The organism is Acidovorax sp. KPB24-07, from assembly GCF_057543315.1.
Genome location: NZ_BAAJYS010000033.1, coordinates 1 through 25,944, shown reverse-complemented (window position 1 = coordinate 25,944; position 25,944 = coordinate 1). Strand labels below are relative to the sequence as shown.

Here is a 25,944-nt window from a genome sequence, read left to right as displayed (position 1 = left end):
GCCACCGGCACGGCGGGTGCGACCGGGGCCACCGGCCCTGCGGGCACTGGCGGGGCGGTGAGCGCGGTGTCGATGGCCGCGCACAACACGGCCGGCTCCACCATCGCCGTCCTGCTGGGGGGCACCAATGTGCCGATGCCGCAGGCGCAGAACCTCGGCGGTGGCTTTGTCGCCAATGGTTCCAGCGACGTCTTCACGGTGCCCACCACGGGCCGCTACCGCGTGAAATACGCCATGCGCACCACCGCCGCCACCCTGGCGAGCGCCCGGGTGCTGATCAATGGCGCTTCTTACCCGGCCTTGACCGAGGTGCCCAGCATGTCGACGAACCGGTATCTCGGCGAGACCATCGTGACGCTGATCGCGGGCTCCACCTTGCAGGCCCAGTTCTATGGGATGTTGGGCTCGGTGACCTTGGACGGCGGGGCGGGCGCGACCCTGATCGTCGAGCAGATGGACTGACCCCATCCGATGGGCGCACGGGCGGGCACCGGGCCCACCGCTTCGCTAGCGGGCGGGCAGAATATCCGCCACCCGTTCGGCGGGCCGGCACAGGCGCACCCCCCGCGGCGATACCACGATGGGTCGGTTGATGAGTGCGGGGTGGGCTGCCATGGCATCGAGCAGCCGGGTGTCGTCCAGGGCCGGATCGGCGAGGCCCAGTTCGGCATGCAGCGGGTGCTTCTCGCGCAGCATGTCGCGCGCCGGCACGCCTGCCCGCGTGACCAGCCATGCCAGCATGGCGCGCGAAGGCGGGGTCTTCAGGTACTCGACCACATGCGGCTCGATGCCGCTCGCACGGATCAGCGCCAGCACGTTGCGCGAGGTGCCGCATTCCGGGTTGTGATAGATGACGACGTCGGGTTCGAAGGCGCGGTCGGGCAGGGCAGGGGAGGTCACAGGCGGGGCTTTCGGCAAGGGGACTTGGCGCAGCAATGGCGCGGCACTCGGAAGGGGCGCGTGCGTGGGTGGCGAGCCCGTCATTTTCCGATCGTGGCGTCCTGCGCCGCGCCGGTGGCCGAGCGCAGGCGGTTGGGCGCCAGGGCACCGGCCGAGTCCAGGATGGGATAGGCGATCGAGCAGATGTGCGAGTTGATGCGCTTGAGTTCGCTGATCAGGTCGATGTGCAGCGAGCTGGTTTCCATGCTCTGCACCGTCTTGTCCGCCAGGCGCACCAGGTGGGTGGCGGCGTAGGCGCGCTCCAGGTCGCGAAAGCGCGCCTTTTCTTCGAGCAGCTTCTGCGCGTCGCGCACCGTGCCGTTGAGGAACACGCTCATTCCCAGGCGCAGGTTGTTGATCAGGCGCTCGTGCAGCTCCGTGATCTCGGCCATGCCGGCGTCGGAGAACTGGCGGCCCTTCTTGATCTTCTTGTCTTCGATGTCCAGCAACACGCGTTCGATGATGTCGCCGATCTGCTCCATGTTGATGGTGAAGCTGATGATGTCGGTCCAGCGCCGGCTCTCGTCCTCGCCCAGCGCCTCGCGGGAAATCTTGGTCAGGTAGTACTTGATGGACGAATACAGCTCGTCCACCTCGTCATCCATTTTGCGCAGGCGTTCGGCCAGTTGCACATCATTTTTCTTGATCACATCGAGCACGCCCAGCAGCATGGTCTCCACCACGTCGGCCTGGTGCAGCGCCTCGCGGGCGGCGCAGGAAATGGCGAGCGACGGGGTGGACAGGGCCGAGGGGTCCAGGTGGTGGGGCCGCAGGCTCTGCGCGCCCACGGGCTTGGGCAGCAGACGTGTCACCCAGGTGGCCACCCATTGCGTGAACGCGATGAACCCCAGGCTGATGACCACGTTGAAGCCCAGATGGAACAGCACCACGCCCTGCGCGGTACCTGGCATGTGGGGCTGCACATAGCGCAGCCACAGCCCCGCGAACGGGGCCACCAGCGCCACGCCCATCAGCTTGAAGACGAGGTTGCCCACGGTCACCTGCCGTACCTCCACGGCCGATTTGGCGGTGGTCAGCACGGCCAGCAGGCCGCTGCCCAGGTTGGCCCCCAGCACCAGGCCCAGGGCCACGTCCAGCGGCACCACGTGCGAGGCCGCCATGGCCGAGATGAGCAGCACGATGGCCAGGCTGGAGTACGCGATCACGGCCAGCACCGCGCCCATGACGATCTCCATCACGATGTCGCTGTTGAGCGAGCCGAGCATGGCCTTGATGATGGGAGAGGCCAGCATGGGGCCGCTGGCCTGCACGACCATTTCGAGCGCCAGCAGCATCAGCCCCAGCCCGATGAGCACGCGCCCCACGCGCCCGGCCGAGCTGGACTGGCGGGTGATGAACAACACCACGCCCACGAAGATGAAGAGGGGGGACAGCCACGACAGGTCGGTGGAGAACAGCACCGACATGAGGGCGGTTCCCACGTCGGCCCCGCGCATCACCGCCAGCGCGGCGGGCAGGGTGATGAGCCCCTGGCCCACGAACGACGAGGTCATGAGCGAGGTGGCCGTGCTGGACTGCACCAGGGCCGTCACGCCGATGCCCGACAGTGCTGCCGTGAAGCGGTTGCCCATGCTGCGGGCGAGCATGGTGCGCAGGTTGGCGCCGAACACACGCAGCACGCCCGTGCGCACCAGGTGGGTGCCCCAGACCAGCAGTGCCACGGCGGCCAGCAGATTCAACAGGTGCTTCATGAAAGGGATCGGATGCTTCACCCGGGGGCGGGGCACAGGGCTCCTGGCCTGCCTGCCGTTCCGGGAGTGACAGCATACTCCTGAATCCATAGCAGCCCGCCAGCAACCACGGGCCTGGGCGGGTCGGATCGGTGTGCCGGGTGGCCTGGATGGCACGGTATGGCCCGGGTTTCGCGCGCCGGGCAAGGGCTTCGGGCGCTGCGGCGCGGTGGGTCAGGCCCATTCCTACCCTCGGCCCTTCCATTAAAGCATTCAAGGGAGAAGCCATGGTCCACCTCAAAGAAATCACGTCTCCGCCGCGCGTTGCCCGCTCCGTTGAGGAGCGCATCCCGGAGCGCGCACCGCAACGCAGGTCCAATTCCATGTCCGCAGCGACACTGGGCTTGCAGGGCAGAGCGCTGGCCCTGCAAACCAAACCCGAGGATTCGGGGCCGCCGCCCACCCGCCGTCCCCCTCCGCCGAAACTTTCCCGACCAGCCGGGGTGCGTCACCGCGAACCGGCCGTATCCGGCACCGCTGCGTCAGCCTCGGCGACCCGTGCGGCGGCGCTTGCCGAGGCGCGTGCCGGCAAGGCCAAGGCTGTCGCCGTCGCCTCTACAGGCCGCTCGGGCCCTCCGCCCGTGGAAAATACCGACGCATGGCGCGACCTCGCAGCCGCAGGGATTCTGAGGATGCAGGGGTATGTCGGCCAACCAGAAAAGTCAGTGGCCGAAAACCCGGCGGCAATGCAGATCCGGATCAAGCGTCTGCAAAGCATGGCGAGCCTCAAAGCCGATTCGCTGCGTTTTCAATCGGAAATGCGCAAGCAGATGAACGGCTTGGACGGGAGCGCGACGCCGGAGAGCTACAAAAAATGGGTGCAGGCTGCATCGGTGAACCTGGAAGCGGTGTTCCAGACAGCGGAGGCTGCGGCGCGCGAGATGCATGCGCGGCTGGAGGTAGAACCTGAATCGGACGCTGACTCCGATACGGACGTCTTCATGGACGCGCGGTCGGATTGGGACGCGGATCTGGAAACGCACACGGAAGCAGAAACAGAAGCGAATGAAAGTGTACAGATCGACGTGGAGGCGAACGTGGCGTCCACCCAGTCGGAATCTCCGAAATCGGTTGCCAGCCCCCGTGACGGTGCATTGATCGCATCGACCCTGCCGGTGGCCAGCGCTTCTTCGACCGAGGGCTCCGCGCCAGCTTCCCCCACACATGTTGCCAGCACGGCGGCTGCCGAATCAGCCGCCGCGCTGGCACAGAGAGCGGCAGACGAAAAGCGCCACGAAATGGCGCAGGCCCTGTTGTCGCTCCGCACCATGAACATGAGATATCACGTCAGTGGCGTGCTGGAACTGCTCGGAAACGTCCAGGCGATGGGTAGAAAGATCCAAAACCTGGAGCAGGTGCTGGCGACTAAAGATGAACTGCTTCAAGGCCATGGCGATCTGGTGGAACAACTGGCCGACGAAACGCTGAGCGCCCGGCTGGATCCTCGGCAGCTCAAGCAGTGGCGCGATGCGGCGGCCATGAACCCTGGAGCGAAATTCAGTGAACTGGCGGCATCGATCAGCGACATCAAAGCCCGCATGCGCAACGGTGTGGAGCATCTGACCAGGATCGAGGGCTACTTCATGGAAGAGATTTTTCCGAGGAGCCGATGAGCGAAGCCGTGCCGAGCGGCGCCATCGCGGCGAATGGGTTTCGGTGGACGAGATCCTCAATCGATGAGTTGCCCCGCCTCATGGAACGGATACGGCCCGGGATATGTCCCGCTGGCCGCGATGTGGCTGACAAGCCGCCCGTCCTGCGGCAGCGCATGCACCGCAAAGCCCGCCGGCTCCAGCGTCCAGGCCGAGGCGGCGTCGGGCGCCAGGTCCAAGCACACCTGGTGCGCGGGCGATGGCACGGTCGCTGCCAGCGTGCCGCCGAAGCGCACCTGGATGGCGCGGTGCAGGTGGCCGCAGACCACCCGCTCCACGTTGGCGTGCCGCGCCACGATGGCCTCCAGCGCTTCGGCGCCTTCCAGCAGGCCGATGGCGTCCATGTGGCCGATGAGCGTGCGAAACGGCGGGTGGTGCATGGCGATCACCACGGGCCTGCCGCGGTGCGCTTCCAGTTGGCGCTCCAGCCAGGCGAGCCGTGCCTCGCACAGGCCGCCTTCGCTGGCGCCGGGCACCACGGTATCGAGCGCGATGAGCTGCAGCCCGCCCACCGGCACGCTGTATTGCACGAAGCCTTCCTCGCCCAGGTAGGCGTGCTCGGGAAAGCTGGCGCGCAGTTGCTCGCGGTCGTCGTGGTTGCCGGGCAGCAGGTAGAGCGGCATGGCCCCGAGCGGCGCCAGCAGGTCGCGCAGGTGGCCGTATTCCGCAGGCCGGCCGAAGTCGGTCAGGTCGCCGGTGACCACGACGGCATCCGGGCGCTGCGGCATGCGCAGCACCGTGTCCACAGCCTGGCGCAGGTAGGGAGCGGTGTCCAGCCGGCCATAGGCCAGTCGGCCGGGCTCGCGGATGTGCAGGTCGGAGAGCTGCAGGAGCAGGGTGGTGGTGTTCATGCGGGTCATGCGCTGAGGCTTTCGGTGACGGACAGCAGGCGGTGCGTGGCGATGCGAAAGCCTACCCGCTCGCCTTCGCGCGCGGGATGGTCGCGGTGCACATCGGCCAGGAGGGGCGCATGCCCCGAAACGGCCAGCGTGAGCTGCACGCGGTCGCCCAGGAAACTGCGGCGCGTCACGGCGGCGCTGCCCCAGTCGGGCAGGGTCGGGCCCACCTCGACGTCCTCGGGGCGCACGAGCAGCGCGTCGGCCGGAGCCGAAGGGGCGTCGCAGGCCTGCAGCGCCGTGAGGTGCGGCAGTCCCCGCGCTGCGCTGGGGTCCACAGCCGGCACGATGCGGTTCACCCGGCCCAGGAAGGTGGCGACGAACGGGTGGCTGGGCGCGCGGTAGAGCGCCTCGCCGTCGCCCACCTGCACGATGCGGCCCGCATGCATCACGGCCAGGCGGTCGGCAATGGCCAGGGCTTCCTGCTGGTCGTGGGTGACGTGGATCGCCGTGATGTGCAGGCGGCGCAGCAGGTCGGCCAGTTCGTCGCGCAGCGATTCCTTGAGCTTGGCATCCAGTGCGGTGAGCGGCTCGTCCAGCAGCAGCACGCGCGGGCGCGCGGCCACGGCGCGGGCCAGGGCCACCCGTTGGCGCTGGCCGCCGGAGAGTTCGGCCGGGCGTTTTTTCTCCAGGCCGCCCAGGCGCACCAGATCGACGAGTTCGCCCACGGTGCGGCGGCGCTCGCTTTCGGCCACCCCGCGGATCTTGAGGCCATAGCCAATGTTGGCCTGCACCGTCATTTGCGGAAAGAGCGCGTAGTGCTGGAACACCATGCCCACGCCGCGCTGCTCGATCGGCATGCGGGTCACGTCGGTGCTCCCGAAAGCGATGCGGCTGCCCGCATCGGGGGCCTCCAGCCCGGCGATCAGGCGCAGCAGCGTGGTCTTGCCGCAGCCCGACGGTCCGAGCAGGGCCATGACCTCACCGGGCTCCACGGTCAGGTCGGTGGGCTGCAGGCCGCGGGTGCCGTCGGCATAGGTTTTGGCGCACTGGACCACGTCCACGCGCGTGCGTTCAAGTTCCATGGTGTTTCTCGATGAAGGTGCCGATGGCCTGCAGGCCCCACAGCACGGGAAGGATGACGATCAGAAAGACCAGCGTGTAGGCCGAGCCGATTTCGATGCGCATCGAGGCATAGCTGTCGGCCAGCCCCACGGGCAGCGTGCGGGTGAGCGGGGTGTGCAGCATCCAGGTGAGATTGAATTCGCCCACCGAGAGCGTGAACACCATCAGGCTGCCCGCCACGATGGCCGGCAGCACGGCCGGCACCAGCACGCCCAGAAAGCGCTGCGCGAAGCTGGCGCCGAGCGCGCGCGCGGCCTCTTCGAGCGAGCGCAGTTCGTTCTTCTGGAATGCCGATCCCACGGTGCGCACCATGAAGGGCAGCGTGAACACCATGTGCCCCACCAGGATGAAGGCGAAGCTCTGGCGAAAGCCCGAAAGCTGCCCGTAGGCCAGGATGAGCGCCAGCGCGCTGGCCAGGCCCGGCACGGCGACGGGCAGGGTGAGCAGTTCTTCGAACAGCCGGGCCCAGCGGGAGCGGCTGCGCGCCAGGGCATAGGCGCAGGGCACGCCCAGCAACAGGTTGCCCAGCACGCACAGCAGCGCCAGCACCAGGGACCAGCCCACCGTGCCGCCGTAGTTCTCCCACACCTCGCCCAGCCAGCGCAGCGTGAGCCCGCTTTTCAGGCCCACGCTGTAGTTGTGGACCAGACCGGCCACCACCGAGAGGGCGATGGGCGCGATCATGAACAGCGCGACCAGGGCGGTCAGCGCCATCAGCAGCGCCGGGGCCTGTCTTGCGTTTCGCATGGTTTCGGCTCCTTCAGAAAGCGGTGGTGCCGGACACGCGGCGCGACACCCACAGCACCATCCAGGTGATCAGCCCGAGCGTGATCGAAAGGCTGGCCGCCAGCGCGAAGTTGGCATAGTTGGTGAACTCGTTGTAGATGGTGATGGGCAGCACCTCGAACTTGGCCGACAGCGTGAACGCCGTGCCGAACGCGCCCATGGCCGTGGCGAAGACGATCGCGCCGCAGGCCAGCGTCGTGGCCGCCAGTTCGGGCACCCACACATCGCGCGCCACGCGCCAGCGCGAGGCACCCAGGGAGCGGGCCGCTTCTTCCAGCTGCGCATCCATGCTGCCGGCCGCCGCCGTGTAGGTGGCGATGGCCCGTGGCAGCGAGAAATACAGATACGCCAGGAACAGGCCGGTGAGCCCATAGGCGAACGTGGTGCGGCCGGCGCCCAGCGCCTCCGACAGGTCGGCCACCAGCCCCTGCCGCCCGCCCAGCAGGATCATGAAAAAGCCCACGATCACGCCGGGGAACGACAGCGGCAGCGTCAGCAGCGACAGCAGCAGCGCACGGCCATGAAAGCGCTGGCGCGCCAGCGTGATGCCCACCAGCGCACCCAGCACCAGCGTGGCCAGCGTGACGGCGAGCGACAGTCCCAGCGTCTGCAGCAGGCTCTGCAGGTAGCGCGCATGGGTCAGCACCGCGAAGTAGGTGTCCCAGCCCTTGCCCGCCGGCAAGGCCAGCAGCAGGGCGACGGGCAGCAGCCAGAACGCCGCGAAGAACGCCACGGCAGGCGCGGCGCACGCCAGCAGCACCGGGCGCGAGGGAGCGGAACCACCGTGGCGCATGGCGTTACTGCACTTCCTTCAGATAGCGGTCGGAGAACGCCTTTTGCGCAGCCGCCATGCGGCCGTAGTCCACGGTCTTGGCGCGCGCGTAGTCGCTGGCCGGCAGGAAGCGGGCCTGCACTTCCTTGGGCATGGCATTGGCGCGCACCGGGCGCAGGTAGGCGTTGGCCCACAGCGCCTGGCCTTCGTCGGACAGCACGAAGTCCAGCACCTTCCTGGCGTCTGCCGCATGCGGGGCATTGGCCACCAGGCTCATCACGTAAGGCACGACCACGGTGCCTTCCGCAGGGATGACGAACTGCACGTTGGCCTGGTCCTTGTACTTGGCGCGGTAGGCGTTGAAGTCGTAGTCCAGCAAGATGGCGATCTCACCCGACAGTACGCGGGCGTAGGCCGTCTGCTTGGGCACGATGGGCTCGTTCTTCTGCAGTGCCTTGAAGTAGTCGATGCCGGGGGCGAAGTTGTCCATGGAGCCGCCGCGCGCCTGGTTGACTGCCACCGCACCCACATAGCCCACGAAGGCCGAGGCCGGATCGAGGTAGCCGATCAGGCCCTTGTAGTCGGGCTTGAGCAGGTCGGCCCACGATTGCGGCACCGGCTTGCCCTTGAGCGCATCGACGTTCACCATGAAGCCGAGCGTGCCCGAGTGGATGGTGAACCAATGGCCCGCCGGGTCCTTGAGGCCTTCCGGAATGTCCTTCCAGCCGGCGGGCTGGTAGGTGCCCACGACGCCGTCTTTCTGCGCCTGGATGGCGAACGTCACGCCGAGGTAGGTCACGTCGGCCACGGGGCTTGCGCGCTCGGCCACCATCTGGGCAAGGGCCTGGCCGGAGTTCTTGTTGTCCGGCGGAACGGTCACGCCCGTGCGGGCCTTGATGGCCTTGAGCTGGCTGCCCCAGTCGGCCCATTCGGGCGGGCAGTTGTAGCAAATGGCGGTTTGCGCCATCGCGGCGGCGCCGGAGGCCAGGCCGAACGCCAGCACGGTGGTGCGGATCAGGGTTTGCAAGGTGTGTTTCATCGAGGGCTCCAGAAAAGCAGAACGAAGGAAGGGATGGGTTGGGGGAGTGGGTTGCAGGATCTGTCGGTCAGGCGCCTGCGCAGGATTCGCCGGCACGGAAGCGATGGGGCAGCGTCAGGCTGGCCTGTGGCGTCAGCGGCGCATCGGCGGCCATGGCCTGTATCAGCAGCTCCACGCTGCAGCGGCCGATGTCCGCATTGGGCTGGGCCACGGTGCTCAGCACGGGGGTCAGGTCCTGCCCCAGCGCGATGCCGTCGAAGCCCACCACGCTGAGATCGCGCGGCACGGCGAGGCCCGCCTGGCGGGCGGCCCGCAGGCAGCGGATCGCAATCAGGTCGTTGGAGCAGACCAGGGCGGTCGGGCGCTCGGCCCCGCGCAGCCACTGCGCCACGTCCTCCACCGCGGTTTCCACGAACGGCACTTCGACCACCGGCGCCTGCGTCAGCCCGGCAGCGGCCATGCCGCGTCGAAAGCCGCGGCAGCGCTGCTGTGCGCGGTCCGATGCGGCCAACTGGCCGCTCACCATGGCGATGCGCCGGTGCCCCAGGGCCACCAGCCGTGCCACCAGGTCGCCACGGCGCCTTCGCTGTCCACCGAGACGCAGGGGTGGCCGGGGTGCCGGTTGTAGGCCAGCACGTAGGGCAGGGCGGATGCCGCCAGGCGTGCGAGCGCCGTGGAGGACTCGGGCTGAGAGACCACGAGGATCATGCCGTCCACGTCGCCCGCCAGCAGCAGATTCACGGCGCGCTCTTCCTGCGCGATCACGTAGTCGGTGGTGAATGGCAGGATGGCATAGCCCGCCAGCGCCGCGGCGCGCGCGATGCCTTCGAGGCATTCCGCGAACACGGGATTGAGCAGCGTGGGCAACACCACCCCGATGACGCGGCTGCGCTGCGTGCGCAGGGTGCGGGCACTGGCGTTGGGCGCGTAGCCCAGGCGCTCGGCCACGCCGAGCACGAGGTCGCGCGTGGTGGGGGTGACCTTGTCCGGCAGATTGAACGCGCGGGACACGGTGGCGACCGAAACCCCGGCTTCGCGGGCGACGTCCTGGATGGTCATGGGAATGGGATGGGGCTGCAAAAGGCCATGTAATCGATTTCATGGCATTGGAATGGGGCGGCGTGACGGCGTGATGACAGTCGCGCGCGGTGGGAGCAAAGTCCGAGGGTTCGTCCGCCAACGGGTGTCTTCGCGGCCCGCATGGACGCAGGGCGATGTCGTGCTTAACCTGTGTGTTCCAGTTCGGCATGAGGCGGACTCGGATGGTCGAAGGACGCATGCCCTTGTCCGGCGCCTGCGGCCTGTCCCTTTCAAACCGGGCGCCAGAATCGAGGAGCCGACTTATGGTGTCACCGCTTTCATCCCGGGGCCGTCCGCCTGCCGCGCTGGCCCCCAGTCCAGGTGTTGGACCCCCTTCCACTGGTCGAGACTCCGCCTGCGGGTGCGCGGTAGCTGTCCACGGACTGCATTCGCGTAAAGCCGCCGGTATCGCCGTAATAGAAGGCCTGCTTCGCCCCCGCCAAACCCTGTCCCCCGCAGTGGACCGGCAGTTGCGCGGCTATGTCATGGCACGGGCCATCGATGGCCGGCATGTGGAAGGGCCTGACCTTACGCGCCTGCGCAACGCCACCGCCACGGTCGAGCAGGTCCGAGCGCTGTTGCCGAGCGGTCGCGGCAACGTCAAAGACGACATTGCGCGATTCGGTCACGAAAGCTCCAGGAGGGTCGAAGCGGGCCGGCTTGTGAAGAACATGCTGGTGGAGCACGGCCTGCCGCGAGTTGTGGCCTACGCTGCCGGAGGAATTCTGGCCCAGGCCGGCAATTGTGCAGAGTTCGCTGCCTTGACCATCATGCTGCATGTCCCTCTGTTGAAAGAAGCCAGCTCAGGCACCGACAAGGGGGAGTTCATTTACCTCGTGAAGTCGCAGTGGATCGACCACGACTGGGCAGAGCTGAGGGACGGGCGGGGGCCGGATTACCACATGATATTGGACCCTTGGCTTCGCGGACCCGCAGTCTTTTCTGCAGACAGCCAATGGGCAGGTGATGCCGGCGACTTCACCCTGAGCCTGGAGCACGGCCATGCCTCGGGCTTGAAAGACAGGGCTGAAATGGAGACGGCTTTGACCGGGAACTCGCCATCTCTGCTGGCCCGCTTCGACCAGGGCTTGCGCGAGGTCGGACCCACGATGCGCTACGCGCCACACACGGTCTTTCCTTCCATGGCGGTGGTGGGCCGGGGGTTCGAGCGGCGAGTGCAACTCAAGCTACAGGCCACCATCGATGTTGCCAAGGCCCGCGTTCCTTCTGAAGTGCGTGCCTTGAATCCCAACCTTCGGCGGACCCAGCGCGCTCTGCTCAATGAGGTGCTGGCCGTGGGCGTCGCGCGGCAGATGGACGTCAGCGCAGGCATACGAAGCGCAACGCAGGAAGTGCCCGGGTTGCTGGATGCCGCCAGACGGCTGCGTGACAAAGGCGCCTGACGCTTGCCGCAGCCAGCGTGTTGCTGGGCAGGGCGCGCTGTCGGCGCCCGGTCTTCAGGACGAGCGCTTCACCCGCAGCAGTTCATCCAGGATCAGGCAGGCCGCTCCCACCGTGATGGCCGAGTCCGCTAGGTTGAAGGCCGGAAAGTGCCAGCCCCGCGCGTGGAAGTCCAGAAAGTCCACCACGTAGCCGTGCATCATGCGGTCCACCACGTTGCCCACGGCGCCGCCCAGGATGCTGGACAGCGCGAAGCAAAACAGCTTCTGCCCGGGATGGGCGCGCAACTGCCACACGATGAACAGCGTGGCCGCCACGCCGATGCCCGTGAACACCCAGCGCTGCCAGCCGCCCGCATCCGCCAGGAAGGAGAACGCCGCACCCGTGTTGTGCGCACGCACGATGTTGAAGAAGCCGGTGATGTAGGTGGCATCGCCCAGCCGGTAGTAGCCCAGGATCAACGTCTTGGTGAACTGGTCTGCGATCAGGATCAGCAGTGCCCAGACGAGCCAGGGCCACATCTTGCCGCCCGTGGAAGATGAAGACGAATAGCTGCTGCGGGCCATCACGCGTGCTCCCGCGCTTCGCCGGCGCCATACAGGTTGCTGGTGCAGCGGCCGCACAGCGTCGGGTGGGCCGGGTCCTGGGCCACATCGCTGCGGTAGTGCCAGCAACGCTCGCACTTGGTGTCAGTACTGGCCTGCACGCTGATCCGCAGCGCATCGCCCGCCACCAGTTCGATCGCGGACGTGATGAAGACGAACTTCAGGTCGTCGCCCAGGCTGGCGAGCAGCGCGTGGTCTTCGGGGGCGGCGGTCAGGGTGACCGTCGCCTGCAGCGACGAGCCCACCTGGCCGGCCGCGCGCAGCGCCTCGATTTCCTTGTTCACCGCATCGCGGATGGCGCGCAGGCGGGCCCACTTGGCCAGCAGCCCTTCGTCGGCGCCCGCGATAGCGCCATAGGTTTCCAGGAAGATCGATTCGGAGGTGCCGAACACCTTCCACGCCTCTTCCGCCGTGAACGACAGGAAGGGCGCCATCCAGCGCAGCATGGCGTGCGTGATCTGGTAGAGCGCGGTCTGGGCGCTGCGGCGTGCCAGGCTCTTGGGCGCTGTGGTGTACAGGCGGTCCTTGAGCACGTCGAGGTAGAAGCCGCCCAGGTCTTCCGAGCAGTACAGCTGCAGCTTGGCCACCACGGGATGGAACTCGTACACCTGGTAGTGGGCCAGCACTTCGGCCTGGAATTCGGCGGCCCGCGTGAGCGCATAGCGGTCGATCTCCAGCATCTGGTCGAACGGCACGGCGTCGGCCTTCGGATCGAAGTCGCTCACGTTGGCCAGCAGGAAGCGCAGCGTGTTGCGGATGCGGCGGTAGGCGTCCACCACGCGCGCCAGGATCTTGTCGTCGCCCGCGATGTCGCCCGAGTAGTCGCTGGCGGCCACCCACAGGCGGATGATCTCGGCGCCGAGCTTCTTGTTGATCTCCTGCGGGTCGATGCCGTTGCCCAGCGACTTGCTCATCTTGCGGCCCTGGCTGTCCACGGTGAAGCCGTGGGTCAGCAGGCCCTTGTAGGGCGCGCGGCCCTCCAGCGCGCTCGCCAGCAGCAGCGAGCTGTGGAACCAGCCGCGGTGCTGGTCGTGGCCTTCGAGGTACAGGTCGGCCTCGGGGCCGGTGTCGTGGTGCACGTTCGGGTGCGTGCCGCGCAGCACGTGGAAGAAGGTGGAACCGGAGTCGAACCACACCTCCAGGATGTCGGTGCTCTTGGTGTAGCAGGCGGCGTCCTCGGCGCCCAGGATGTCTTCGGGCGTCACGCGGCTCCAGGCCTCGATGCCGCCCTTCTCGACGATATCGGCCGCCTGGTCCATGATCTCCATGGTGCGCGGATGCAGCTCGCCCGAGTCCTTGTGCAGGAAGAACGGGATCGGCACGCCCCAGCTGCGCTGGCGCGAGATGCACCAGTCGGGCCGGTTGGCGATCATGTCATGCAGGCGGGCCTTGCCGTTCTCGGGGTAGAAACTGGTGTGCTCGATGGCTTCCAGCGCCGTCTGGCGCAGGGTCTTGGGCGCCTTGTCCTTCGTGAACACGCCTTCGCCTTCGTCCATGCGAATGAACCATTGCGCGGCGGCTCGGTAGATCACGGGGGTCTTGTGGCGCCAGCAGTGCGGGTAGCTGTGGGTGATGTCCTTGGTGGCCATCAGGCGGCCAGCGTTGCGCAGCGCCTCGATGACGACCGGCACGGCCTTCCAGATGTGCTGGCCGCCGAACAGGGGGAAGTCGGCCGCGTAGGTGCCGTTGCCCTGCACGGGGTTCAGGATGTCGTCCAGCGCCAGGCCGTGCGCGCGGCAGGAGTTGAAATCCTCCAGGCCGTAGGCGGGAGAGGAGTGCACGATGCCGGTGCCGTCGTCGGCCGTGGCGTAGTCGGCCAGGTACACGGGCGACAGGCGCCGGTAGCCATGGCTGCCGTCTTCGCTTTTCACGTCGTAGAGCGGGTGTTCGAACTCCAGCCCGCCGAGCTTTTCGCCCAGCGCCGTGGCGAGCACCTGGCCGGTGAGGCCGTAGCGGGCCATGCAGTCTTCCACCAGCGATTCGGCCAGCACCAGCAGGCCGCGCTCGGTGTCCACCAGCGCATAGGTGATTTCGGGGTTCAGGTTCAGCGCCTGGTTGGCGGGGATGGTCCAGGCGGTGGTGGTCCAGATCACCACGAAGGCATCTTTCTGCAAAGCGCTCAATCCGAAGGCGGCGGCCAGCTTCGCGGGCTCGTGCGCCTTGAAGGCCACGTCCAGCGTGGTGCTCTTCTTGTCTTGGTACTCGATCTCGAACTCGGCCAGGGATGAGCCGCAGTCGAAGCACCAGTACACGGGCTTCAGGCCCCGGTACACGAAGCCGCGCTCCATCACGCGCTTGAACGCCCGGATTTCGCCTGCTTCGTTGGCGAAGTTCATCGTCTTGTAGGGGTTGTCCCATTCACCCAGTACGCCCAGGCGCTGGAAGTCGCCCATTTGCTGGGCGATCTGCTCGGTGGCATAGGCGCGGCTCTTGGCCTGCATGTCGTCGCGGCTCAGGTTGCGGCCGTGCTTTTTCTCGATGGCGTTCTCGATCGGTAGGCCGTGGCAATCCCAGCCAGGCACGTACAGCGCGTCGAAGCCTTCGAGCTGGCGCGCCTTGGTGATCATGTCCTTCAGGATCTTGTTCACCGCATGGCCCATGTGGATCTGGCCGTTGGCGTAGGGCGGGCCGTCGTGCAGGATGAACTTCGGTGCGCCGCAGCGGGCGTCGCGCAGCTTCTTGTAGATGCCTTTTTCGTCCCATTCCTTCACCCAGCCCTGCTCGCGCTTGGGCAGGTCGCCGCGCATCGGGAAGGCGGTGTCGGGCAGGTTGAGCGTGGCGCGGTAGTCCGTGCCGGTGGAAGGGGTGGGGGTGGCGTTCGTGTTCTCGGACATGGCAAGACCTAAGGAGCGGGCCGTTCCGGGCCATGGCCTGGAACGCAGGAAGAGAAAGAAGATGAGGGGGCGGACGGGGCCGCAGGGCTGCGCTGCGGCACGGGGACCGTCAAATTCGGTCGCGCGTGGTCTGGCGACGGGTCTCGGCGTGCGTGGAGGCGGAGAAATACGCCCGCGCGTCATCGCAGTCCCTGGCGATGCCGCGGGTGAGGGCGTCGAAGCTGTCGTATTTCAGCTCGTCGTGCAGTTTGTGCAGGAGTTCCACGCGGGCGATTTTACCGTACGCCCCTTCGGCCCCCAGATCGCGGGGCCAGTCCAGGCAGTGGGTCTCCAGCAGCACGCGACCGCCGTTCACGTCCCGGGGATCGAGCGACGGGCGCACGCCCAGGTTGGCCACGCCCGGCAGGGGCTCGGCGGCCAGGCCGTGCACCCGCACCACGAAGATGCCGCCCGCAGCGGGCTTCCAGTGGGCAAAGCGCAGATTGAGCGTGCGAAAGCCGTCGCCGGCGCCCTCGCGGCTGGCGCCCAGCTCACGGCCGAGCTTGCGCCCGTGCACCACGTGGCCCGAGATGGCATAGGGCCGGCCCAGCAGCCGCGCGGCGTCTTCCATGCGGCCAGCGGCCAGGGCCTCGCGCACGGCCGAGCTCGATACCCGCAGGCCATGCACCTCGTAGCTGTTCATGCGGGCCACCTCGAAGCCTTGGCTGCGTCCGGCGCCGTCCAGCATGGCGTAGTCGCCCGCGCGCTGCGCGCCGAAGCGGAAATCGTCGCCCACCAGCACGTAGCGCGCGCCCAGGCCGCGCACCAGCACGTCCTCGATGAACGCCTGCGGCGGCTGGCTGGCCAGCCGTTCGTTGAAGGGCAGCACCACGGTCTGCTGCACGCCGCAGCGGCGCAGTTCGTCCAGCTTGTCGCGCAGGGTGCCGATGCGGGCGGGGGCCAGTTCGGGGCGCTGGCGGGCGCCGGCGAAATAGTCGCGCGGGTGGGGCTCGAACGTCAGCACGCAGCTGGGCACGCCGCGGTGGGCCGCCTCGTTGTTCAGCAGCGCCAGCATGGCCTGGTGCCCACGGTGCACGCCGTCGAAATTGCCGATGGTAAGGGCGCAGGCCGATGCAATGTCGGGGTGATGGAAGCCTCGAAAGATCTTCATCGGAGTGCTTTACTTTTGATAGCGCCGTGCGCAGGTGTATCAAGCGCTGGACGCCAATTTGTCATGAACGGAGTATATTGTGAGCCACAGGCCGGCCTTGGCACGCCGCCCGTGAGACATCAGCGTTCCGAATCCTTGTGTGCATCGTTGTTCCAGGAGGCGAGTTGTGAAGGTCTTGAAGTTGTCGGCCCAGGGGCTGCCCCAATCATGGATTTCGCTGGAACAGGCGGTCATTCACTATGCCGCGGGCGAGGTCCGCTGGGAATCCGGCGCGCAGATCGCCCGGTTCCGCGGCGGCCACAACGCCGTGACGGGCGAGCAGTCGGTCATCGGCGTCAACAGCATCATCGGCACCAAGGGCGTGCCGGCCATCAACCCGTTCAACCTCAAGCCCAGCCTGACCAACGGCAAGCTCTTCGCCCGCGACCGCAACGTCTGCGCGTATTGCGGCGGGCATTTCCACGAAGAAGACCTCACGCGCGAGCACATCGTGCCCTATGCGCGCCAGGGCGTGGACCACTGGATGAACGTGGTCACGGCCTGCCGCCCCTGCAACCACCGCAAGGGCCCGCGCACGCCCGAGCAGGCGCACATGCCGCTGCTCTACGCGCCCTACGTGCCCAGCCTGTGGGAGGACTTCATCCTGCGCAACCGCCGCATCCTGGCGGACCAGATGGAGTTTTTGATGGCGCATGTGCCCAAATCGTCCCGCCTGCTGGACTGATCGAAAAAAAGCGCCTGCTCAGGTACTTTCCCCGAGGGCTGGGGGCCGGGGCTGCGGGAATAATCCTGCCTCCTTTGTCACAACGCCCCCCGGGGGCCAGATCGGACCGTTTCCATGCGCATTGCTTCCCGCCGCCTGTTGCTGGCCGCCGCCGTTGCCGGCTTGCCCATCCTTCCCGTGTTCGCCCAGCAGGCCAAGGAAATCAAGGTCGGCTATGCGCTGGCGATCAACTCGCATTACGGCGCGGCTGCACAGGCCTGGGCCGACACGGTCGAGAAAGGCACCAGCGGCGCCTTCAAGTTCAAGCAGTTCCCCTCCAGCGCCCTGGGTGGCGAGCGCGAGCTGATCGAAGGCCTGCAGCTGGGCACCGTGGAGGCGGTGATCGTCTCCACCGGCGCCCTGAGCAACTTCGTGCCCGATGTGGGCGTGGTGGACATTCCCTTCCTGTTCCGCGACACGGCCCATGCCCGCGCGGTGCTGGACGGCCCGTTCGGCCAGGACCTGCTGGGCAAGTTCAAGGGCCGGGGCCTGATCGCCCTGGCCTGGGGCGAGCAGGGCTTTCGCCACCTGACCAACAACAAGCATCCGGTGAGCACGCCGGCAGACCTCAAGGGCCTCAAGATCCGCGTGACCGAGAACCCCGTGCACATCACGGCCTTCCGCACGCTGGGCGCCTCGCCCACGCCCATGTCCTGGCCCGAGGTGATCGGTGCGCTGCAGCAGGGCACGATCGATGGGCAGGAGAACCCGATGTCGGTGATCGTTTCCGCCAAGCTGCCGCAGGTGCAGAAATACCTCTCGCTGACCGGCCACGTCTATGCGCCCATGGCGCTGATCGTGTCGCCCAACCTCTGGTCGAGCCTCAGCGATGCGCAGAAGGCCAGCTTCACCCAGGGTGCCAAGGCGGGTGCGGCGGCCTCGCGCAAGTTCGTGGACGACGTGGAGCAAAAGGGCCTGGCAGACGTCAAGGCGGCCGGCATGCAGGTCGTGGAGTCGGTCGACAAGTCGGCCTTCCAGAAGGCCCTGGAGCCCGCCTACAAGCAATACGCCACCAAGTTCGGCCAGAAGACGCTGGACCAGATCACCAGCACGAAGTGATGGTGGCCGGCGCGGCCGGAGCCTGTCCGGCGTGCGCTTTTCCTCTGCCCGGCCTGGCCGGGCTTTTTCCGTTTTGATCGATCGACCGATAGATTGGCGCCGGCAGGTGCCCTCCCTCCCATGCTGAACCGATTCGAGCGCGCGCTGGTGGCCTGCAACCGCTGGCTGCTCATCATCCTGCTGCTGGCCATGGCCTGCATCGTCTTCGCCAACGTGGTGCTGCGCTACACCACGGGCGATTCCATCGTCTGGGCGGAGGAGGTGGCCCGGCACCTGATGATCTGGGGCACGTTCCTCGGGGCCGGACTGGTGCTGCGTTTCGGCGGGCACGTGGCCATCGACAACCTGCACCACACGCTGGGACAGACTGGCGCGCGCTGGCTGCGCGGGCTGATCGTGGCGGGGCTGGGCGTGTTCTTCCTGGTGATGGCGTGGTTCTCGGTGCAGTACGTGTGGGCCACGCGGTTCCAGACCACGCCGGCCACCGACATCGCGTTCGCCTGGATCTATTCGGCGATGCCGGTGGGCTTCCTGCTGCTGTTCGTGCACCTGCTGTTCATGGCGCGGGGCTATGTGATTCATGGCAGCTATGTCGAGTCCGACGAAATGGACGCCGAGTCCGCCGCGTCGCTGTGATGTTCCGAAGGACCTGACCCATGGCCATCACCCTCTTCGTTTCCGCCATCGTCCTGATGGCACTGGGCTTTCCCGTCGCATTCGCGCTGGCCATGTCGGCCGCGATCGCGGTGTTCGTGGGCGGGCGCTATCCGCAGCTGATCGTGTTCAAGGAGATGTTCACCGGCATCGACAGCTTCCCGCTGATGGCGGTGCCGTTCTTCATCCTCGCGGCCGAGATCATGTCCGGCGGCGCGCTCACCGTGGTGCTGCTGCGCTTCGCGGCGCAGTTCGTGGGCCACCTGCGCGGCGGGCTGGGGCATGCCAACATCCTGTCACTCACGCTGTTCTCGGGCATCTCAGGCTCGGCCCTGGCCGATGCGGCGGGGCCCGGCTCCATGATGGTGAAGATGATGGACAAGGCCGGGTATTCGCGTGCCTACGCGGCGGCACTCACCGCCAGCACGGCCATCGTGGGCCCCATCATTCCGCCCTCGATCATCATGATCATCTATGCGCTGCAGGACGAGCAGGTGTCTGTGGGGGCGCTCTTCATCGCCGGCTTCGCGCCCGGGCTGCTGATCGCTGCGGCCATGGCGCTCGTCAACTGGCGCGTGTGCGTGCGCCGCGATTACCGATCGCGCGAGCCACGGCCGAGCCGCGCGGAGATGGTGTCCAACAGCATTCGCGCCATCCCGGCGTTGATGCTGGTCGTGCTGATCCTGGTGGGCATCCGCTTCGGGATCTTCACGCCCACCGAGGCGTCGGTGGTGGCGGTGTTCTATGCGCTCATCTGCGGCAAATGGATCTACCGCACGCTGGAGTGGAAGGCGCTGCCCCACATCGCCGCGCGCTCGGCCTTGCTGACCGCATCGGTGCTGCTGGTGGTGGCAGCGTCGGCCGCGTTCGCCTGGGTGCTGACGATCGAAGGCATTCCCCAGCAACTGGCGGAGACCATCGTGGGGTGGAACCTGTCGCCCGTCACCTTCCTGATCGCGGTGAACATCCTGCTGCTGCTGTTCGGCATCTTCATGGAGCCACTGCCGGGCGTGATGATCCTCGTGCCGATCCTGGCGCCCATCTCGGCGGCGCTGGGCATCGATCCGATCCACTTCGCGATGGTGGTGATCGTCAACCTCACCCTGGGCATGATCACGCCGCCCGTGGGCGGGCTGCTGTTCGTGACGTCGGTGGCCACCAAGGTGCCGCTGGCGGCCCTCACGCGGGAGCTGCCGCCCTTCCTGCTGGCGCACCTGGCGGTGCTGATCCTGCTGACTTTCGTGCCGGCCATCTCGACCTGGCTGCCGCACGCGCTGGGGTTCTGACCCCGCGCACGAGGGCATGAAAAAAGCGCGGCAACGGCCGCGCTTTTTCTTTGGGGGCGCCGTGGGCGCTCCCGCCGTCAGCCCGCCTTGCGCGCCGTGACGATGAAGCCCTGCACGGGCGCGTTGTTCTCGTAGCGCAGCACGGTGTCTTCCACTTCCACGGTTTCGAAGCCCGCCGCCTTGCACAGAGCCACCACGTGGCTGCGCTTGTGGGCGTAGCGGCCGCTGGGCTGCAGCACCATGTCCGGGCCCGCTTCGTCCGAGGTCTCGCAAGAGAAGATCAGCTCGCCCTGGGGCACCAGGATGCGCAGGGCGTTGGGAACGGTTTCGGTGAGGTCGCCGGTGTAGATGAACACGTCCAGCGCGGCCAGCACGTCGTAGATGGCGTCGGGCGTTTCCTGCAGGGCGTCGAGCAGGTTGACGTGGTGGAATCGGTCGTACACGTTGTGGCGGCCGGCCTGCTCGATCATCTTCATCGAGATGTCCACGCCGATCAAAAAGCCGTCCAGCCGGCCCAGGCACACGCCGAGCAGGCCCGTGCCGCAGCCCAGGTCCAGCAGGTTGAGCTTCTTGTCCGGAAAGCGTTCGAGGATCTTGTCCGCCACGCGCTTGGGCAGCTGGTAGCGCAGGCCGCGCACCATGTGCTGGTCGTACATCTCGGCCAGGCTGTCGAAGAGGCCGCGGTTCAGTTCCGGCGGCTGGTGCTTCGGCGTCACGCCATGGGCCAGCGCGGCGTAGTAGGCATAGACCGAGTCGCCAGGGGCCAGTTCCAGCAGCGTGGTGGTGTCGGCGACGGCACGGGCGGGCGTGCCCGCGGCGAGGTGTGCCTTCACGCGGCCGAGCAGCGATTCGGTGTCGGCCGGGTTCTCGGCGATCAGGCCGCTCCACAGCTCGACGGATTCGGCGTGCGCGCCCTGGCCGCTCAGGTCGCGTGCCAGCTGGCGGCGCAGTTGCGCATCGCCCGGCACGAGTTCCAGCCCGCGGCGCAGGTGGCGCACGGCCATGTCCAGGTGGCCCGCGCGGTGCGCGACGTCGATCACCCCGGCCAGTACCACGAGGTTGTTGGGTTCGATCCGGGCGACCTTCTCCGCAGTGCTCACGGCTTCGTCGAACTGGTTCTGGCGTGCCAGCAGCAGGGCCAGTTCCAGCAGGCCAGGGCCCCAGTCCGGCGAGATCGCCACGGCATGGCGCAGCGCCTCGAACGCCTTGGGCAGGTTGCCGGCCTTCTCCGCCATCAGGCCCGCCAGCATGAACACGCGCGGATCGTTGGGGGACTGCTGCTGGGCCTTGTTCAGCGTCAGCGCGGCTTTCTGGAGTTCGCCCTGGGCGATCTGCGTCCTGGCGGTTTCAAGGTGTTGGCGGTTGGGGTCTGCGAGGGGTGTTGCGCTCATGTCGGGAGGGGCAAATAGGGGGAGGCGCGCATGCTTGGCGCCTTCAGGATGGGTGGACGATTATCCCGGATTCGCTGCGGGCCCCGTTCGTGCATTGGCCGCGCTGCGACGAGGGCGTTGCACCATGCCTGCGCGGGGCGGGCACGGGCCTGAAAAAAGGCCGCTGCGACCCAAAGGGCGACAGCGGCCTTCCACCTTTGGCGAGCAGTGATCGTTCAGCGCGAGAGTTCGTTGCCCACGGCGCGCACCAGCTCGCCGCCATCGCCCGACAGCTCCCAGAACATCATGCCGCGCAGGCGGGCCAGCTTCACGAAGCGCGCCTTCTCGCGCAGGGTCTGCGCATCGTCGAAGGTCCAGAACGTGGTGCCGTCGAACAGCCAGGCCGCGCGTGCATGGGCATCCCAGTAGCGGACGAAGCCCGGCTTGGCCTGGAGGGTCTGGTAGTCCTCGATGCCCGCCTCGTACGTGCCGGCGGGAATGCCCGTGGCCGCCTGGTACAGGCCGCGCTGGGCGTTGGTCACGCCCGTCCAGCCGCGCGAATACAGCGGGGCCCCGACAACGATCTTGTGCGCGGGCACGCCCGCCTGCAGGTATCTGCCCACGGTCTCGACCACCGAGAGTTTCTGCGCGCGGGCCGGGTCGTTCGGGTTCGGCGCGAGCGCGGCCTGGTGGTTGGTGGTGCTTTCCCATGCCCCGTGCAGGTCATACGCCATCACGTTGATGAAGTCGAGCGACCGGGCCACTTCGGCCAGTTCGATCTTGGCGGCGGTCTGCGGGCCGGCCGGCGCGGCGATGGTCAGGCGCAGCTGCGGGTCGATCGCATCGAGCTGGCGGCGAAACTCCTGCAGCAGCAGCGTGAAGTTGCGGGTGTCTTCGGGTCGCACGGTGTTGCCCTCGGCGCCTTCCGCGGCCGGGTATTCCCAGTCGATGTCGATGCCGTCGAACACGCCGGCGGCCGGCCCGTTGCCCGTGATGCTGCCGTCGGTCCGGCCCTTGATGAACAGGTCGATGCAGGAGGTGACCAGCGCGCTGCGGGATTCGGCGGTGAGCGCGGCATCGGAGAACCATTTCGATCCGTTCCAGCCGCCCAGTGCGATCAGGACCTTGGTGCCGGGGTAGGCCCGCTTGAGCGCGAGCAACTGCTGGAAGTTGCCGCGCAGCGGCTGGCTGGCATCGACCGCCTGGCCGTCCACGCTCTCTTCGGCGGCCCAGGCGCGCTCCACATCGGCATAGGCATCGCCCAACTGGCAGACCACTGGGCCGGCGCCGCCGGCCTGCGCGGGCTGAACGTTGCCGAACGCGTAGTTGATGGTGGTCACCGCGGGAACGCCTCCCTGGGCGACCAGGTCCTTGACCTTGAAGTTGCGCGCATAGATGCCCCACGAGGTGAAGTAGCCGACGACCTCGCGCGGCGGGCTGCCGTTGCCTCCGCCAGGGCCGTGGCCTGGTCCGTGGCTCCAGGCGCTGGTGGCCATGAGGGCCATCAGGGGAATGGCCGCAATCTGTTGGATCAAGGTGCGCATGGCGGAAAAACCTCCGAGATGTTGTTGGGGCGGCCACTATAGCGAAATTCCATCTTTCGGAATGTGTGAAATTTCCCCGCCAAATGCCGGGCCGTGAGTGCCATCAGCCTGTCATGCGGGCCCGCTAAGGTCCGGCGCTGTCCACCCCTGCCATCCCCTTGACCGAAGAGCCGTCCATGTTCAGACCCCTTGCCTGCGCTGCCATCCTCTCCGTGTGCCTTGCCGCCTGTGGGGGCAGCGACGGCGGTGCCCGCGACATCAGCGTGCGCCTGATCGGCGAGCAGACCGTGCCGAACACGCTGCAGGTGGGCGGCACCCTGGTGGGAGGGCTCTCGGGCATCGACTACGACGCCGCGCGTGACACCTGGGTACTGGTCAGCGACGACCGCTCGGACAAGAACCCCGCGCGCTTCTATACCGCGCGCCTGCAGTTCGACCCATCCACATTCGCACCCGTGCAGTTCCTGGGCACCATGCCCTTGCGCCAGGCGGACGGCAGCGTGTACCCCGCGCGCACGGCCTCCACGGCGACGAGCCCCGTGCCCGATCCGGAGGCGATCCGCATCGATCCGCGCGACGGCAGCCTGTGGTGGACCAGCGAGGGCGATCGCAGCCTGGGCCTGGACCCATTCGTGATGCATGCCGATGCCAGCGGCCGGGCCCTGGGCGCGCTGCCCTGGCCAGCGGCTTATCGCATGTCGCCCACGCAGGCGACCGGCGCGCGCAACAACCTCACGCTGGAGGGGCTCAGCTTCTCGGCCGATGGCGCATCGCTGTGGGTCGCCATGGAGGCGCCGCTCTATCAGGACGGCCCGGTGCCCACGCCCACGGCGGGCGCGTATTCACGCATGCTGCAATACAACCGCAGCGGTGCGCTGCTGCGCCAGGTGGCCTATCCGGTCGATCCCATCCAGGCGGTGCCCGGCACGGGCAAGAACGCGGACAACGGTGTTTCGGAAATGCTGGCGGTGGACGACCACCGCTTCCTGGTGCTGGAGCGCTCGGGCGTGCAGGGCAGCGACGATCTGTACCGCATGTACATCCGCCTGTACGAGATCGACACCGAAGGCGCGAGCGACGTGAGCGGCATGGCCTCGCTGGGTTCGGGCGGCTTCACGCCGGTGCGCAAGCGCCTGGTGCTCAACCTGAACACGCTGGGCCTGCGCACGCTGGACAACATCGAGGGCATGGCCTGGGGGCCGCGTCTGGCCAACGGCCACCGCAGCTTGGTGATGGTGTCCGACAACAACTTCAACGACACACAGATCAGCCAGTTCCTCGCATTCGAGGTGCTGTCCGAATAGCGCGCTGCGCCACGCCAGGCCCGCCCCGTCAGGCGAAGACGCCGGCCGTGTCCTGCATGCGCGCCGATACCTCGCCCAGGTGGTGCAGCGTGTCGCCGTAGGTCATCTCCAACTGGGTGAGCGTCTTGAAGTAGTGGCTGCCGATGTATTCGTCGGTCACACCGATGCCGCCGTGCAGCTGTACCGATTGCTGGCCCACGAAGCGCATCGACTGGCCCAGCTGCACCTTGGCGCGGGCGATGGCGCGGCGGCGCTCATCCGCCGGGGCGTTGAGCTTGAGGCTGGCGTAGTAGCTCATCGAGCGCGCCAGCTCCAGCTGCATCTTCATGTCGGCCACGCGGTGGCGCAGGGCCTGGAAGCTGGCGATCACCACGCCGAACTGCTTGCGCTGGTTCATGTAGTCCACGGTGAGCGATACGGCCTGGTCCATCACGCCCACGGCCTCGGCGCACACGCCGGCGATGCCGGTGTCCACCGCCAGGGCCAGTGCGGCCAGCCCGTCGGTGGTGACGAGCGTGGCGGGTGCGTCGGCCAACTGCACTTCGGCGGCGCGGCTGCCGTCCTGCGTGACGTAGCCGCGCGTGGTGACGCCCGGGGCGCTGCGTTCGACCAGGAAGAGGGCGATCGCGCCATCCAGTTGGGCAGGCACCAGGAAGGCATCGGCCTGGTCGCCGGCCGGAACGATGCTCTTGAGGCCTGTCAGCGCATGCCCTGATGGCGGCGCCGCCGCGGTGGCTTCGCACACGTCGAGGCGATAGCGGGCTTTTCGCTCCTGCTGCGCCAGCACAACCAGGGCCTCGCCGCTGGCGATGCGCGGCAGCCAGTCGGCCTGAACGGATTCGGGTGCGTACTGGCCCAGCACGCTGCTGGCGATGAAGGCCTGGGCGAGCGGCTCCAGCACGATGCCCCGGCCCAGTTCCTCCAGGGCCACCATGGCGTCCACCGGGCCCTGGCCCAGGCCGCCGTGCGCCTCGGGCACGGTCAGGGCCGTGAGGCCCAGCTCGGCCAGTTCGTTGTAGGCCGCGCGGTCGAAGCCGCCGGTGGCCACGATGCCGCGGCGGCGCTCGAAGGTGTAGCCCTTGTCCACCCAGCGGCGCACCGCGTCGCGCAGCGATTGCTGGTCGTCCGAGAAATCAAAGTCCATTTTTTTCACTCCTGGCGAAGTTCTCGCCCTGGCGGGAGGGGGTGGGGTTCAGCCCAGAACGGTCTGGGCGACGATGTTGCGCTGCACCTCGTTGGAGCCGCCGTAGATGGTGGTCTTGCGCAGGTTGAAGTAGTTCGCGGCCAGCGGGGCGTTGGCCACCTCGCCGCCCGGGAAGCCGCCCAGCGCGCCGGCGCCCGCATCGCCCTGCCAGCCGGCCTCCATCGCCTCTTCGATGAAGGGCAGGCTGAAGGGGCCGGCGGCCAGCATCATCAGTTCGGCATAGCGCTGCTGGATCTCGCTGCCGCGGATCTTGAGCAGGCCCGCGATGTCCAGCGAGTTCTTGCCCGATTTTTCGGCCGACAGCACCCGCAGCACCAGCATTTCCAGCGCCACGATGTCCACCTCCAGCAGGGCGATCTGGTCGCGAAAGCGCAGGTCGTCGTACAGCCCCTCGGCGCGGGCGATGCGCTTCAAGCGCTCCAGCTCGCGCTTGCTGCGGTTCACGTCGGCGATGTTGGTGCGCTCGTGGCTCAGCAGGTGCTTGGCATAGGTCCAGCCCTTGTTCTCTTCGCCGATCAGGTTCTCGGCGGGCACCTTCACGTTGTCGAAGAAGACCTCGTTGACCTCGCACTCGCCGTCCAGCAATCGGATGGGACGCACGGTGACGCCGGGCGACTTCATGTCGAGCAGCAGGAACGAGATGCCGGTCTGCGGCTTGCCTTCCGTGCTGGTGCGCACGAGGTTGAACATCCAGTCGCCGTACTGGCCCAGCGTGGTCCAGGTCTTCTGGCCGTTGACCACGTAGTGGTCGCCCACGCGCTCGGCGCGCGTCTTGACCGAGGCCAGGTCC

Annotated in this window: 22 protein-coding genes and 1 pseudogene; 8 read left to right on the top strand and 15 right to left on the bottom strand. The window is 67.5% G+C overall.

Annotated elements, in window-relative coordinates; translation table 11 throughout:
- The coding region (locus AC27IQ_RS06695; RefSeq protein ID WP_487088991.1) for a BclA C-terminal domain-containing protein at positions 1 to 462 on the top strand (462 nt) is incomplete at its 5' end.
- A gap of 45 nt (positions 463 to 507) precedes the next feature.
- Here AC27IQ_RS06695 and arsC read toward each other — a convergent pair.
- Positions 508 to 900 carry an arsenate reductase (glutaredoxin) gene (arsC, locus tag AC27IQ_RS06690; protein ID WP_487088990.1) on the bottom strand — a complete coding sequence of 131 codons (393 nt, stop codon included), beginning with the start codon at positions 898 to 900 and terminating at the stop codon, positions 508 to 510.
- An 80-nt stretch (positions 901 to 980) separates the two neighbouring features.
- Positions 981 to 2,651, bottom strand: coding sequence for a Na/Pi cotransporter family protein (locus AC27IQ_RS06685; protein ID WP_284395241.1), 1,671 nt, complete (start codon positions 2,649 to 2,651; stop codon positions 981 to 983).
- 266 nt (positions 2,652 to 2,917) lie between these two features.
- Between AC27IQ_RS06685 and AC27IQ_RS06680 the strand changes: the two genes are divergently transcribed.
- On the top strand, positions 2,918 to 4,303 hold the full coding sequence (locus AC27IQ_RS06680; RefSeq protein WP_487088989.1) for a hypothetical protein: 1,386 nt from the start codon (positions 2,918 to 2,920) through the stop codon (positions 4,301 to 4,303).
- 56 nt (positions 4,304 to 4,359) lie between these two features.
- Here AC27IQ_RS06680 and AC27IQ_RS06675 read toward each other — a convergent pair whose 3' ends face one another.
- The 6 genes and pseudogenes from AC27IQ_RS06675 to AC27IQ_RS06650 all read right to left on the bottom strand — a co-directional run bounded on the left by AC27IQ_RS06675 (position 4,360) and on the right by AC27IQ_RS06650 (position 9,959).
- Positions 4,360 to 5,193, bottom strand: a complete 834-nt coding sequence (locus tag AC27IQ_RS06675; protein WP_487088988.1) for a phosphodiesterase — start codon at positions 5,191 to 5,193, stop codon at positions 4,360 to 4,362.
- A 5-nt stretch (positions 5,194 to 5,198) separates the two neighbouring features.
- Entirely contained in the window at positions 5,199 to 6,263 is a 1,065-nt protein-coding gene (locus tag AC27IQ_RS06670) for an ABC transporter ATP-binding protein (protein WP_487088987.1), read from the bottom strand.
- The gene (locus tag AC27IQ_RS06665) at positions 6,253 to 7,050 is read right to left on the bottom strand and encodes an ABC transporter permease (protein ID WP_487088986.1); all 798 of its coding nucleotides are present in this window, start codon (positions 7,048 to 7,050) and stop codon (positions 6,253 to 6,255) included. Before AC27IQ_RS06665 ends, AC27IQ_RS06670 begins: the two co-directional genes overlap by 11 nt.
- Before the next feature lie 13 nt (positions 7,051 to 7,063).
- Positions 7,064 to 7,882 (bottom strand): ABC transporter permease, encoded by an 819-nt coding sequence (locus tag AC27IQ_RS06660; RefSeq protein WP_317354678.1) that lies wholly within the window; start codon positions 7,880 to 7,882, stop codon positions 7,064 to 7,066.
- 4 nt (positions 7,883 to 7,886) lie between these two features.
- Complete coding sequence (locus AC27IQ_RS06655) at positions 7,887 to 8,900, bottom strand: ABC transporter substrate-binding protein (protein WP_317354681.1); 1,014 nt, start codon at positions 8,898 to 8,900, stop codon at positions 7,887 to 7,889.
- 67 nt (positions 8,901 to 8,967) lie between these two features.
- Positions 8,968 to 9,959: pseudogene (locus tag AC27IQ_RS06650) on the bottom strand (LacI family DNA-binding transcriptional regulator).
- Positions 9,960 to 10,438: 479 nt separating this feature from the next.
- Between AC27IQ_RS06650 and AC27IQ_RS06645 the strand changes: the two are divergent.
- Complete coding sequence (locus AC27IQ_RS06645; RefSeq protein WP_487088985.1) at positions 10,439 to 11,383, top strand: hypothetical protein; 945 nt, start codon at positions 10,439 to 10,441, stop codon at positions 11,381 to 11,383.
- Between the two features lie 54 nt (positions 11,384 to 11,437).
- Here AC27IQ_RS06645 and lspA read toward each other — a convergent pair whose 3' ends face one another.
- From lspA to AC27IQ_RS06630, 3 genes are all read right to left on the bottom strand, one after another.
- On the bottom strand, positions 11,438 to 11,947 hold the full coding sequence (lspA, locus tag AC27IQ_RS06640) for a signal peptidase II (protein ID WP_317354690.1): 510 nt from the start codon (positions 11,945 to 11,947) through the stop codon (positions 11,438 to 11,440).
- Positions 11,947 to 14,820 carry an isoleucine--tRNA ligase gene (gene ileS / locus AC27IQ_RS06635; RefSeq protein ID WP_487088984.1) on the bottom strand — a complete coding sequence of 958 codons (2,874 nt, stop codon included), beginning with the start codon at positions 14,818 to 14,820 and terminating at the stop codon, positions 11,947 to 11,949. The genes lspA and ileS overlap by 1 nt, the downstream gene beginning before the upstream one ends.
- A 109-nt stretch (positions 14,821 to 14,929) precedes the next feature.
- Positions 14,930 to 15,970 (bottom strand): bifunctional riboflavin kinase/FAD synthetase, encoded by a 1,041-nt coding sequence (locus tag AC27IQ_RS06630; RefSeq protein ID WP_487088983.1) that lies wholly within the window; start codon positions 15,968 to 15,970, stop codon positions 14,930 to 14,932.
- A 166-nt stretch (positions 15,971 to 16,136) separates the two neighbouring features.
- On the opposite strand from AC27IQ_RS06630, the gene AC27IQ_RS06625 reads away from it, so the two are divergent.
- From AC27IQ_RS06625 to AC27IQ_RS06610, 4 genes are all read left to right on the top strand, one after another.
- Positions 16,137 to 16,694: an HNH endonuclease gene (locus AC27IQ_RS06625; protein ID WP_284429095.1), complete on the top strand. Its 558-nt coding sequence runs from the start codon at positions 16,137 to 16,139 to the stop codon at positions 16,692 to 16,694.
- A 114-nt stretch (positions 16,695 to 16,808) separates the two neighbouring features.
- Complete coding sequence (locus AC27IQ_RS06620; RefSeq protein WP_487088982.1) at positions 16,809 to 17,792, top strand: TRAP transporter substrate-binding protein; 984 nt, start codon at positions 16,809 to 16,811, stop codon at positions 17,790 to 17,792.
- Positions 17,793 to 17,912: 120 nt separating this feature from the next.
- Entirely contained in the window at positions 17,913 to 18,428 is a 516-nt protein-coding gene (locus AC27IQ_RS06615) for a TRAP transporter small permease (RefSeq protein ID WP_487088981.1), read from the top strand.
- Positions 18,429 to 18,448: 20 nt separating this feature from the next.
- Positions 18,449 to 19,732: a TRAP transporter large permease gene (locus tag AC27IQ_RS06610; protein WP_487088980.1), complete on the top strand. Its 1,284-nt coding sequence runs from the start codon at positions 18,449 to 18,451 to the stop codon at positions 19,730 to 19,732.
- Between the two features lie 77 nt (positions 19,733 to 19,809).
- On the opposite strand, the gene AC27IQ_RS06605 is transcribed toward AC27IQ_RS06610, so the two are convergent.
- Both AC27IQ_RS06605 and AC27IQ_RS06600 read right to left on the bottom strand, forming a co-directional pair.
- Positions 19,810 to 21,123, bottom strand: coding sequence for a tetratricopeptide repeat protein (locus tag AC27IQ_RS06605; RefSeq protein WP_487088979.1), 1,314 nt, complete (start codon positions 21,121 to 21,123; stop codon positions 19,810 to 19,812).
- Between the two features lie 215 nt (positions 21,124 to 21,338).
- Positions 21,339 to 22,646: a glycoside hydrolase family 18 protein gene (locus tag AC27IQ_RS06600; protein WP_487088978.1), complete on the bottom strand. Its 1,308-nt coding sequence runs from the start codon at positions 22,644 to 22,646 to the stop codon at positions 21,339 to 21,341.
- Between the two features lie 176 nt (positions 22,647 to 22,822).
- On the opposite strand from AC27IQ_RS06600, the gene AC27IQ_RS06595 reads away from it, so the two are divergent.
- Positions 22,823 to 23,950, top strand: coding sequence for an esterase-like activity of phytase family protein (locus AC27IQ_RS06595; protein ID WP_487088977.1), 1,128 nt, complete (start codon positions 22,823 to 22,825; stop codon positions 23,948 to 23,950).
- 28 nt (positions 23,951 to 23,978) lie between these two features.
- Here the strand turns inward: AC27IQ_RS06595 and AC27IQ_RS06590 are convergent, their stop codons facing one another.
- Complete coding sequence (locus tag AC27IQ_RS06590) at positions 23,979 to 25,094, bottom strand: acyl-CoA dehydrogenase family protein (protein ID WP_487088976.1); 1,116 nt, start codon at positions 25,092 to 25,094, stop codon at positions 23,979 to 23,981.
- A gap of 48 nt (positions 25,095 to 25,142) precedes the next feature.
- Positions 25,143 to 25,944 (bottom strand): acyl-CoA dehydrogenase family protein (locus tag AC27IQ_RS06585; RefSeq protein WP_487088974.1); only part of this gene is annotated, 802 nt, incomplete at its 5' end.